Origin of the sequence: Treponema sp. UBA753, assembly GCF_002297325.1 — a bacterium.
In the GTDB taxonomy this organism is placed as follows: Bacteria; Spirochaetota; Spirochaetia; order Treponematales; family Treponemataceae; genus Treponema_D.
Genome location: NZ_DBKJ01000139.1, coordinates 10,418 through 21,800, shown reverse-complemented (window position 1 = coordinate 21,800; position 11,383 = coordinate 10,418). Strand labels below are relative to the sequence as shown.

Sequence of the window (11,383 nt, the reverse complement as noted above, 5' to 3'; positions counted from 1 at the left end):
CGTGTGAAAGGCGAGCTTGGTTCATCTGTAAGGGAAAAAGCGGATTTTATTATAAGCGCAAATCTTTTCAATGAGCTTTGTGATGATTTTAAGAATCCGCCGGATTTTCTTGCAAAAAAATATACAGAACAAATTCTTTCATATTTAAAATTTGAAAATGAAAATGCGCGGTATATTATTGTAGAGCCAGGCGATCCGCGTTCAGCGCGGCTTGTAAGTTTAATGCGTGACAGTTTTATGCGGCGCGGATTTTTTCCAGTTTCTCCTTGCACGCATTTTTGCCAGTGTCCCATGGATGGAAAAAAAGGTGGCAAATGGTGCAACTATGCTTTTAAAACAGATGACGCCCCCGCTGAACTAAAAAGGCTTTCTGAAAAATCCGAGCTTCCAAAGGAAAGGGCAGTACTTTCTTTTGTTGCGTTTCAAAAATCAAAAGACGGACAAATAAATGGATGCAACTGTTTTTCAGATGAAAGGCAAGAATTTATTTCAATGCGAATAACAAGCGAACTTATAAAACTTCCAGGCGGAAGAAGCGGATATTACGCTTGCTCAGAAAAAGGACTTTTGCTTGTTGTGACTTCACAGCAGTTTTTGAGCGGACAAAAAATCAGAGTGCTGAATCCGCAAAAAAAACTCCCGATTGATTCAAAATCAGGAGCTTATATTTTGGAACTTTAGTCTTTGTAAAGTTTTGCAAGTTTATCTTTGTAAATATCTGCAACCCTATAGCGCATCATTTCTTGCTTTGCGCTTAGTTCTACTCCAACCTCAAAAGGCTTGGTTATTACTGCGATTTTGTTTATGCGTTCAAAAGACTTGAATCCATTTTTTGCGCTGATTGACTCAAATACCTCGCCTTCAAGAAGTTTTTGAATCGCTTCAGTTTCTGCAAGTTCTTCATAGGAGCCAAAAGTGATTCCGTTTTCTGCTGCATAAGTTTCAATCGCATCTTGATCTGGCAAAATAAGCGCTACAAGATATTTTTGGTCGATTCCTTTTTCGTTTGTTCCGAATACAACAGAAGTTGAAATAAATCTGGATTCATTTATTTTAGCTTCAATTGGAAGCGGCTCAATATTTTCTCCGCCTTGAAGAACTATTGTGTCTTTTTTTCGTCCTCTAAGTTGAATCTCATTATTTACGGAAAGAATTGCAATGTCGCCAGTGTCAAACCAGCCGTCCACGGTCATAACTTTATCTGTTAAATCCGGGCGTTTATAGTAGCCTTGCATAACACAAGCGCCTTTTATCTGGAGAGTTCCTTTTTTGCATCTGCCAAGGATAATTCCGTCGTCGTCAACAACTCTTACTTCCATTCCGCGCAAAGGAGTTCCAACGTTTCCGAAAATAGGATCTGCAATCGGACGGACGCTTATAATAGGAGATGTTTCTGTAAGTCCGTAGCCTTCCTGAATGTTTACGCCGATTGCCCAGAAGAATGAGTCAACATTTTTAGGAAATGCTCCGCCGCCTGCAATTCCGGAGCGGAAATTTTTTCCGACCATCGCTTTGATTTTTCTAAAGACAAGCAGGTTTCCAAGAAGTTTTATCGGATAAAGAAGCAGCCACGGCCATACAAGAATTGGCCACCAAAAGCCAAGATAATCTGGACCGAACCGGGTGTTTTTTCTTCTTAGCTTTCTGTCAATTTTGCTCCACAATAATGCTTCCGCAACAAAAAATCTGAAGAGCGCAAATGCGATTCCGCCTGTTTTTCTCATTTTGCGCCAGATTCCGTCATAAACTGCTGACCAGACACGCGGAACTGCCGGCAAAAGATAAGGATCCAGTTTCTGCAAATCTTGAAGAAGAACGCTTCCAATCGGCTTGCTGTAGCAAAGAGTTCCGCCTTGAGCGATAATTACATATTCAACGGCCCTTTGGAAAGCATGCCATACGGGAAGAACAAGCAATGCGCGCTCCCCAGGATTTAAAAATATTCTCTCTGTAACTTCGTCAAGCTGGCATAGAATATTTCCGTGGCTTAGCATTACGCCTTTTGGAGTTCCTGTTGTTCCGCTTGTAAAAATTATTGTTGCAAGATCGTCTGGCTTTCCTTTTTCAAGCTCCTGTTCAACTGCGTCTGGATGCTGTTTGCGCCATTCATGTCCTGATTTCTGCAAATCCCTGAAGCAAAGGCAAGCAACGTTTTTCTTTTCGCACTCTGATTTTGTGTCCTCGGAAACTTCTTCAAAGGAAATTATTGTCTTGAGTGTTGGAATTGATTTTTTTATATTCAAAAGTTTTTTTACTTGTGTTTCGTTTTCAACAATTGTGATTTCAACTTCTGAAAAAGAAAGAATGTAAGCAAGATCTGTTTCTGTTGCATCAAGTCCGCGCGGTGTGTCTATTGCTCCGATTGAAAGAAGTCCGATGTCTGCCTGTTCCCATTCTTCGCGGTTGTCAGCGATGAGTCCGACTCTGTCCCCTCGTTTTACACCGATGTCCAAAAGCGCGCCGGCAAAGTCCATGGCATTTTCAAATAAATCGTGGTAATTTATTTCTTTGTATTCGCCTGACTTTGTTCTTGAAAGCTGCGCTGAAATTTCAGGCCACTGGATTGCGCTTTTTCTGACTAATTTTGGAAGTGTATCTCCGAATTTGTAATTCATATAGACCTGCTTGATTGTGTTTGATTTTTAGTAAGTTTAAGTGAAAAAAAAAAGAGTTACAATGAAAATTAAAGAAATTTGTATAAATTTTTTATAAAAAAGACAGAATTTTATAATAAATAGTCGCAATTTTATATGTGTTATTTCTTCAACAATGCTAATAAATCTTGTTTTTTTTCCGAAAATCAACGTATGCCATCAAAACAGAATCTTTACAAAAAGCCCGATTACTGGTCTCAAAAAGCTTTCAAGGAAGGCTATCCTGCAAGAAGCGTTTATAAGCTTCAGGAAATAGATGAAAAATTTGGAATGCTTAAAAAAAGTTCCATTGTTCTTGATTTGGGGGCAGCCCCGGGAAGCTGGACGGTCTGGCTTTTAAGAAATATAAAGCAGTCTGGAAAAGTTGTTTCCGTAGATTTGAATCCTCTTTCGAAAGATGTCAAGGCTGAAAATCTTGTTTTTTTTCAGGGCGATTTGCTTAGCGAGGAAATTCGGAATCTTATAAAAGCGCAGGGACCTTACGACTTGGTTGTTTGCGATGCTGCTCCTTTGACGACTGGAAACCGCACTATAGACACTTTGCGCTCAAAGGCGCTTGTTGAAATGGCAATTTGGTATGCGGGTGCAATGCTTAAGACTGGCGGAAATTTCTGTGTGAAAATTTTTCAGAACGGAGATCAGCAGAAACTTCTTATGAAAATGCGCGAAATTTTTACACAGGCAAAAGGTTTCAAGCCGGAAGCCTGCCGCACAGAATCTTTTGAAACTTATTTAATCGGTTTGAACAAAAAAATTTAGAGGCTGCTATGAAAAAAAATAAAATTGAGTTTTCAGATGATATGTGCTATAGTAAAACTCTAAAAATGAAATCATATTTAAAATTAACATTGACTTGCGCTTGTTCTATTGCAGGAATTGCGGCTTTTGTAACGGGAATTACATTTGGCGTTGTTCATTTTAAAAATTCAAGCGGTCAAGGCGGATTTGACTCAAATTCTTCATCTCATATTTCAAGTGAAATTTTTTCCGGCGAAGACATTCCTGTTCAGCCTGAATATAACGATAATGGGCTTTCATATATTTCATACCGCGTAAAAAAGGGCGACATGATTGGCTTTATTGCGGATGAATTCGGTGTTACTCAGGACACGATAATCAGCGTAAACAATATTCATGCTTCACGTTTGATTCAGATAGGTCAGTATTTAAAAATTCCTTCGCTGCCTGGAATTCTTTATACAGTAAGGGAAGATGGCGAAACTGTTGAGTCGATTTCAAAAAAATACAATGTTGACGCTCAAAAATGTTCTTCAGTAAACAACATTGGACTTTCTGAAAAACTTTCAGCTGGAAAATCGCTTTTTGTTCCTTATGCAGAGCTTGACTGGGTTACACGGCAGGAAATCAACGGGGACTTGTTCACAAAGCCGCTTAAGACACGCTTTTATTATTCTTCTATGTTCGGCTGGCGCACAAGTCCTTTTGATAGTTCAAAGAGAACGTTTCACGGCGGAATTGACATGGCCTGTGCGAAGGGAACTCCTATTTATGCGGCTCTTCCTGGAGTAGTTTCTGTTTGCGGAGATAATGCAGTATATGGAAAATATGTGATTGTTTCGCATCATTCTGGCTACAAAACTCTTTACGGACACATGAACGAAATTCTTGTAAGAAAAGGACAATTCGTTGACACAAATACAAAAGTAGGAAAGGTCGGAAGCACTGGAATGAGCACAGGTCCTCATTTGCATTTTACTGTTTACAAAAACGGTCGCTCAATAAATCCTGCGAATTTGTGGAAATAAGGTATTTTTTTTAGTTCGTTTGGATTTAAAAATTTCTTTAGCCAGCTTTTATATGCTGTAAGTTTATGCTGCTGTAATTCAGTTTACAAATATTTTATTAAATTATATAATTTGATTTATGGCAGATTTGCTTTCAGATATACAATTCAATGAATTTAGAAAACTCATTTACGATGCAAGCGGAATAACTTTTTCAGAGACAAACCGTTCGATTCTTGACAGCAGATTAAAGGAACGTCTGCGTGAAAAAAATCTAACAGATCCTCAGGAATATTACCGTTTGATAACTGGCAATAAAGAGGAATTTAAAGTTTTCCTTGACAGCATTACAACTAACCTTACAAGATTTTTTAGGAACCAGCCGCATTTTGATGCTCTTATAAATTACGTAATTCCTCATGTTATTGAAGATAAAAAACAAACTGTCGGGGATTTCAAAATCAGAATCTGGAGCGCGGGCTGTTCAACTGGCGAAGAACCTTACACTTTGGCGATGCTTTTAAAGGACAAGCTTCCGGCTCCTTATACATTTGAAATTATTGCTTCTGATATTTCTCTTAAATCCCTTATGACAGCGCAAAAAGGTTTTTACCCGGATTCACGCATTTCAGGAATTCCGCAGAACTACCTTGCTTCATATTTTACAAGAGTTGAAGGCGGCTATCAGGTTAAGCCAGAACTTATGAAGACAATCCGATTTGACTACCACAATTTGCGCTTTGATATGGGCGCAAGAAATTTTGACATTGTTTTTTGCCGAAATGTTCTTATTTACTTTGATGAGGCGGCGCAGAAAATAACAATCGACAATTTTTGGAAGTCAATGGCTCGTCATTCTTATCTTTTTATTGGACATTCTGAAAGCCTTTTTGGAATGGACACAAAATTTGAATTTTTAAAAACACCGTGGGCTTGCCTTTATCAGAAGAATGAAAAATAAGCCCGCATTTTTCCTGCGGAGATTTTGTGATGGACAATATTGAAGTACTTGTTTGCGATGATTCAGCGTTGATGCGAAATCTTATTTCAAGAATTGTAGACGAAACCGAAGGCATGAAAGTCTGCGGAACTGCAATGAACGGAAAATTCGCGCTTCAGAAGATTCCGTTTCTTAAGCCGGATTTGATTCTTCTTGATATAGAAATGCCTGAAATGACAGGCGTTCAGTTTTTGGAAGAGCGCAAAAAACGCGGCATGGACATTCCTGTTGTAATTCTTTCTTCTATAGCAACAAAAGGCGCGGCTGTAACAATGCAGTGCCTTGAGCTTGGTGCAAGTGATTTTATTACAAAACCTTCCGGCTCTGTTTCAAGCAATATCGCTTCAGTTTCAAGCGCGATTATTGAAAAAATTGCTTCTTACGGCGGAAGATATGCCCGCAAAAACGGGAAAAATATTCCATTAACAGAAACTTTTGTAAAGCAGGCAAAACTCCGTGAAGCAGAAGCCGCTGCAAAAAAAGAAGGCATCATAGATAAAATTGCTCCGGCGGCTCTATCGCAGGAAACTTTTTCGCCAGTTTTATTTACTTCAAAAAGAAAGGAACCGGACGTTATTGTTCCGCTTAGAGAGCCCGGCAGAATTGAAGTTGTTGCCATAGGAATTTCTACTGGCGGACCTAACGCTCTTAGAGAAGTTTTTGCGCATCTTGATCCTAAGTTTTCACGGCCAATACTTGTTGTTCAGCACATGCCGGCAGGTTTTACAAAGGAATTCGCCGCAAGCTTGGATAAAATTTGTCCGCTTTCAGTAAAAGAGGCGGAAGACAAAGATGAAATTCATCCTGGACAGATTTATATTGCTCCTGGAAACTTTCATATTGTTGTGGAAAAATCAACTTTGTGCAATGTAATTCGGCTTTCTAGCGCAGATCTTCGCAATGGGCACAGGCCTTCTGCAGACTGGCTTTTTGAATCCGTGGCGAAAATTTACCAGAACAGAGCGTTGGGCGTTATAATGACTGGAATGGGTCGCGATGGAGCTGCTCAGCTTGCGGAAATGAGAAAGCAGGGTGCTTGGACTTTGGGACAGGACGAAGAATCATCTGTTGTCTATGGAATGCCTCGTGTTGCCTATGAGCTTGGCGCTGTCCAAAAGCAAGTTTCGTTGGAAAGCATGGCAAACGAAATGAACACTCTTGTAAGAGAGCACGGAAAATAATTTGTCATCTTCGAGCCTTGAACTGAAGATCTGTTTAACTTTATAAAAGATTCCCTTGTCAAGCAAGAAAATGACAGTTGTAATTAAAAAAAATTGTTTTACCAGTGTCCCGAAGCTCCGCCGCCGCCAAAACTTCCGCCGCCGCCTTTTCTAAAGCTGTCTGAATTCCTTCTGCTGGAATTTCCTCCGCCAAAAATAAAAGGCAAAAGCCAAAGGTTTCTTCCGCGCCCAAATATTACAAAAATAAGCACTACAAAAAAGACAAAAGCAAGGACAGAAAAAAGACTTTCCTCTTCATCTTCTTCCGCAGAATTTTCCGCTTGAGGCTGGTTTTCTGTCATTGTTTCATCGCTTGCTAAAACAGAAGCAATGGCTTTAATTCCGCTTTCTATTCCTTCAAAATATTTTTCCTGCTTAAACAGCGGTGTTATTTTGTTGCGGATTATGCGCGCGCAAACTGCATCTGTAAGAATTCCTTCCGCGCCGTATCCAGTTTCAATTCTTACTTCGCGCTCTTTCATGGCGACTGTGAGCAGAACCCCGTTGTCAGTTCCTTTTTGACCGAGCTTGTATTGTTCCGCGTGTTTCATGCTGAATGATTCAATGTCTTCTTCGCCTAAATTTTTTACAACAATGACTGCAATCTGAATTCCTGTGCGCTCTTCTAAATTTGCAATGAAAGATTCAAGCTGACTTAGCTCCGATTTGGAAAAAATTCCTGCGTTGTCTAAAACCGGTTTATATATTCCGTCGGCTTCATTGCTAAAAGTTGCTTTGGTTTGTCCGCTCTTGCTTTTTGCTGAAAACGACAGAAACGCTACAATGAAAAATGTAAGAGCAAGAATCCAGATGAAATTTTTGTTCTGTTTGCTTTTGTCGAAAAAAGATGCGCTCATTTTTTAGCTTCCGAATTAAAACGAAACTTCCGGGGCTTTTGCGGCTTTTTCTTCTGAACGGAAATAAGCTTTCTTTGTAAAGCCGAACATTTTTGCTGTTAGAACGCCTGGGAATTTTTGAATTGCTTTGTTGTATTCACTTACTGCATCGTTGTATCTTTTGCGCTCCGTGGAAATTCTGTTTTCAATTCCTTCAAGCTGACTTTGCAAGTCAAGAAAATTTTCGTTCGCCTTGAGTTCCGGGTAGCTTTCTGTTAGAGCAAGAAGGCGCCCTATGCTTGCAGAAAAAGTGTTTTGTTCAGCCTGAAACTGAGCGAATTTTTCAGGATCGTCTGTTATGTCAACGTTTACAGTTCCGCCGAGTTTTGAGCGGGATTCTGCAATCTGTGTGAAAACACCTTCTTCATGCGAAGCGTAGCCTTTTACAGTTGCCACAAGATTCGGAACTAAGTCAGAGCGTTTCTGATATTGATTTTCTACGTTTGCCCACTGCTGCTCAACTGCTTCACGCTTGTCGATGAGTCCGTTGTATCCGCAGCTTGAAAATGCAAAAAGGCACAAAAAAAATGCCGCTAAAGTGTAAAAAGTTTTTCTCATAATATAGAAAACTACGCAAAAAACGCTTTTTGGTCAAGTTTGGTAATTTCTTTTATTCCTATATTGAATTTTTTACTATTTGAAAGTATCTTTATAAGAGCGTGTTTTACGCTTTTTTATTTCACGGTACGAGGTTTGCTATGGCAACAATGAAATATGATTTTTCAGTGGAAAACTTGGGAGAATGCAAAGTAAAGTCTCCTATTGAACTTTCTTTGGAGCACGGAAATTTCCGCGCAGCTTATGTTACAGACAATTCTTATGTTCGCCGCCAGGTGAATGTCTATAAAGGCGTTGAAGAGGATTGCGATGACAAAGCCAAGTTCATGGAAAAAGCAGGTCCTCGTGAATACATTTATTTTAATCCGGCTCACGTTACAGCTGGAATTTGCACTTGCGGAGGTCTTTGCCCTGGACTTAACGATGTAATCCGCGCTGTTGTCCGCTGTCTTTGGAACCGCTACGGTGTGCGCAGAATCAAGGGAATTCAATTTGGCTATAAAGGATTCTTTGCAGAGCAGGGATACGATACAATCGACCTTAACCCGGACAATGTTGATGCAATCCATAAAATCGGCGGAACTTTCCTTGGAACTTCACGCGGAGGCGGAGACAGAACTTCTGACATTGTAGATTCCATTGAGCGCATGGGAATCAACATGATGTTTATCATCGGTGGAGACGGAACCCAGAGAGGCGCGCTTGATATTGCAAACGAAATTGACCGTCGCGGACTTAAAATTTCAGTTGTGGGAATTCCAAAGACAGTTGACAACGACCTTCAGTTTATTGACCGCTCGTTCGGATTTGAAACTGCTGTTCAGAAAGCTACTCAGGCCGTAAATTCAATCCACATGGAAGCGCATTCTCAAATTAACGGAATTGGTCTTGTAAAGCTTATGGGACGCGAATCTGGATTTATTGCGACTGCGACTGCCCTTGCAAGCCACGAAGCTAATTTCTGCCTTATTCCGGAAGTTCCTTTTGACTTGGACGGACCGAACGGATTGCTTGCCCATCTTGAAGCACGTCTGAACGAACGTCATCACGCTGTAATTGTTGTTGCAGAAGGTGCTGGACAAGAGCTTTTGACTTCTACAAATCAGACTGACGCTTCTGGAAACAAAAAACTTGCGGACATCGGTGTTTACCTCCGCGACAGAATCACTGAATATTTCGCTTCAAAGAAAATCCATATCAATCTTAAGTACATTGATCCAGGATATGAAGTTCGCGCGGCTGTTACAACTGCTAATGATTCTATTTATTGTGAGCGTCTTGGAAACAATGCGGTTCATGCGGCCATGGCAGGAAAAACAAAGATTGTAATTGGACTTGTGCATGACAAATATGTTCACATTCCAATTTCAATGGCAACTTTGAAGAGAAACATTGTTGACCCGGAAAGCTCATTGTGGCGCGACTGTCTGGATGCTACTTTGCAGCCTGTATATATGGTGAACAATATCAACACTGTTGTAGAAAAACTTAAGAAAGATGCTGACGAGGCAGAAGCAAAAGCGCTCGCCCGCCTTGAAAAAGTCAACGGAATGAAAAACAGCTAAATTAAAATATTTTGCTGAATAAACGGGCTGCCTTGCCGAGATTGAAAAGTCTTGTGCGGCAGCTCATTTTTTTTGACTTGCATAGAATAATATGCTATAAATGAAGAAGATTTTGTTTTCAGAATCTAAGGAGAACTACTATGGTAAAGAAAACTAAACGGGTTGCTGCAATGGTATTTGCCTTTGCATTTGCGGCTTCAGGACTTTTTGCAAAGCCTCTTACTGTAAAAGGTGTAGACGGCGAAATTACAATCGATATTCCAGATGATGTTTATAATATGGTTTCTGGAAGAGTTGATGAAATTAACAATGCGTTGCGTGAAAACGGTGTTAAAAAAAGTCAGATATCTAATGCCGCTGACAAGGTAAATGAAGCCTATGTAAACATCAAAAAGTACATTCCGACAGACTCTCCATTTACTGTTGCAGAAAACGGACTTAACGACTTTTGCGATGACCTTGCGGATGTTATTCCGAACTCGCAGACTCAGCAGAATGTTTATGCGGAAGCTTGGATTGGAAAGATTTTCCCGGGATTTCACTTTGGCGCTGGTGTTAACGCCGGAGTTTCAGCCCTTGACGTTTCTACGCTTAAAGATGCTGCCCTTGCGCTTGGTGTTGATGACGTAAAAGATATAAACGACACTCTTGTTTTCCCGACAATTACTGTGGATGCGCGTCTTGGCGGAATAATTCTTCCGTTTGATATTGGCATTACTGCAATGTCAATTGACACTTCAAAAATAGGCGCAGTTGACGAAGCTATTGATCCTGTTGCAATCGACTTCTTTACTCTTGGAGCAGACATCCGCTATGCGATTTTTCAGGGTGGATTCATGCGTCCAAAATGGTCTGTTGGAGCCGGATTTTATTACACGAAAGGCGGTGTTGATGTAGACGATGACAGTGCAAAAGCTAGTCTTGACTTTAAGTCTACAACATTCATGGTAAACACACAGGCTTCTATCAAGGTGCTTTGCCTTGTTCCGTTTATTGGTGGACGCGCCTTGTTCTCAAAGACATCTGTTGACTGGAAGGTAAAGGCTGACTGGGCAAGCATTATTGCAGAAGAAAGTGATACTTATTACGATGGCGTTGCAGATGCGTTGACTTGGGGAATTCTTCCTAGCTCATTCAGTGGAAGCTCTTCTGGATTTTCTGTTTATCCACAGGTTTTTGGAGGAATCGGACTTGACCTTCTGTTCCTAAACCTTAGTGTAAGCGGAAGCTACGATATTGCATCAAAGATTCCTTCTGCGGCGGTCAGCGTGCGTGTTGCTTGGTAATATTTGAGTGCTGTTAAGTAGTTGTTTTTTAATTTGAAATAAAAATTAATAAATCACATAACAAGAAAGGCTGCCTGTTTTGGCAGCCTTTCTTAATGTTTTTTACGTCAGCATAATGACGTCTGGATTATCATTAGCTTGATAATATGCTTACCACTATAATGATAGACGGACTATCATTATACTGATACTGTGTTTTTCATTATAATGTATGAGAGCTGCACATTACGCTGTGTAACTCAGATACATTGCTATTTTTTCTGTTTCTTAAATGTCTGGATTCCTTCAATAACAAGAATTACTGCAAGAACTGCCATTGCCGCTGCGAATACAAGCTGGAACCAGTTTCCCCAGGCAAGAGCACCTTGCGCACCCTGAACCATTGCCGCAATCTTTTTGTATACAGTAAGAACAAGGCTTGTCAAAGTCGCCGCAAGCATAAATGCCATTGGAATAAAG

At 40.3% G+C, this 11,383-nt stretch carries 10 protein-coding genes and 1 pseudogene; 7 read left to right on the top strand and 4 right to left on the bottom strand.

Features of this window, described 5'->3' with window-relative positions; translation table 11 throughout:
- On the top strand, positions 1 to 681 hold a 681-nt coding region (locus B4C08_RS11040), incomplete at its 5' end, for a small ribosomal subunit Rsm22 family protein (RefSeq protein ID WP_296665358.1).
- Here B4C08_RS11040 and B4C08_RS11035 read toward each other — a convergent pair.
- Entirely contained in the window at positions 678 to 2,615 is a 1,938-nt protein-coding gene (locus B4C08_RS11035; RefSeq protein ID WP_296665356.1) for an AMP-dependent synthetase/ligase, read from the bottom strand. The genes B4C08_RS11040 and B4C08_RS11035 overlap by 4 nt on opposite strands.
- 192 nt (positions 2,616 to 2,807) lie before the next feature.
- Between B4C08_RS11035 and B4C08_RS11030 the strand changes: the two genes are divergently transcribed.
- From B4C08_RS11030 to B4C08_RS11015, 4 genes are all read left to right on the top strand, one after another.
- Positions 2,808 to 3,413 carry an RlmE family RNA methyltransferase gene (locus tag B4C08_RS11030; protein WP_296665355.1) on the top strand — a complete coding sequence of 202 codons (606 nt, stop codon included), beginning with the start codon at positions 2,808 to 2,810 and terminating at the stop codon, positions 3,411 to 3,413.
- A gap of 8 nt (positions 3,414 to 3,421) precedes the next feature.
- Entirely contained in the window at positions 3,422 to 4,420 is a 999-nt protein-coding gene (locus B4C08_RS11025) for a LysM peptidoglycan-binding domain-containing M23 family metallopeptidase (protein WP_295795820.1), read from the top strand.
- A gap of 118 nt (positions 4,421 to 4,538) precedes the next feature.
- Positions 4,539 to 5,360 carry a CheR family methyltransferase gene (locus B4C08_RS11020; protein ID WP_296665353.1) on the top strand — a complete coding sequence of 274 codons (822 nt, stop codon included), beginning with the start codon at positions 4,539 to 4,541 and terminating at the stop codon, positions 5,358 to 5,360.
- 29 nt (positions 5,361 to 5,389) lie between these two features.
- Positions 5,390 to 6,580: a protein-glutamate methylesterase/protein-glutamine glutaminase gene (locus B4C08_RS11015; RefSeq protein ID WP_296665351.1), complete on the top strand. Its 1,191-nt coding sequence runs from the start codon at positions 5,390 to 5,392 to the stop codon at positions 6,578 to 6,580.
- Positions 6,581 to 6,678: 98 nt separating this feature from the next.
- Here the strand turns inward: B4C08_RS11015 and B4C08_RS11010 are convergent, their stop codons facing one another.
- Both B4C08_RS11010 and B4C08_RS11005 read right to left on the bottom strand, forming a co-directional pair.
- Positions 6,679 to 7,476, bottom strand: coding sequence for a TPM domain-containing protein (locus B4C08_RS11010; RefSeq protein WP_296665349.1), 798 nt, complete (start codon positions 7,474 to 7,476; stop codon positions 6,679 to 6,681).
- 15 nt (positions 7,477 to 7,491) lie between these two features.
- Positions 7,492 to 8,073, bottom strand: coding sequence for a LemA family protein (locus B4C08_RS11005; protein WP_295795810.1), 582 nt, complete (start codon positions 8,071 to 8,073; stop codon positions 7,492 to 7,494).
- Between the two features lie 140 nt (positions 8,074 to 8,213).
- Here B4C08_RS11005 and B4C08_RS11000 point away from each other — a divergent pair, with 140 nt between their 5' ends.
- A complete protein-coding gene (locus B4C08_RS11000; RefSeq protein ID WP_295795808.1) occupies positions 8,214 to 9,638 on the top strand; it encodes an ATP-dependent 6-phosphofructokinase in 1,425 nt (474 codons plus the stop codon).
- Positions 9,639 to 9,778: 140 nt separating this feature from the next.
- Positions 9,779 to 10,924: a hypothetical protein gene (locus tag B4C08_RS10995; RefSeq protein ID WP_296665347.1), complete on the top strand. Its 1,146-nt coding sequence runs from the start codon at positions 9,779 to 9,781 to the stop codon at positions 10,922 to 10,924.
- A 251-nt stretch (positions 10,925 to 11,175) separates the two neighbouring features.
- On the opposite strand, the pseudogene B4C08_RS10990 reads toward B4C08_RS10995, so the two are convergent.
- Positions 11,176 to 11,383, bottom strand: a pseudogene (locus tag B4C08_RS10990) (carbon starvation protein A); the annotation flags it as partial.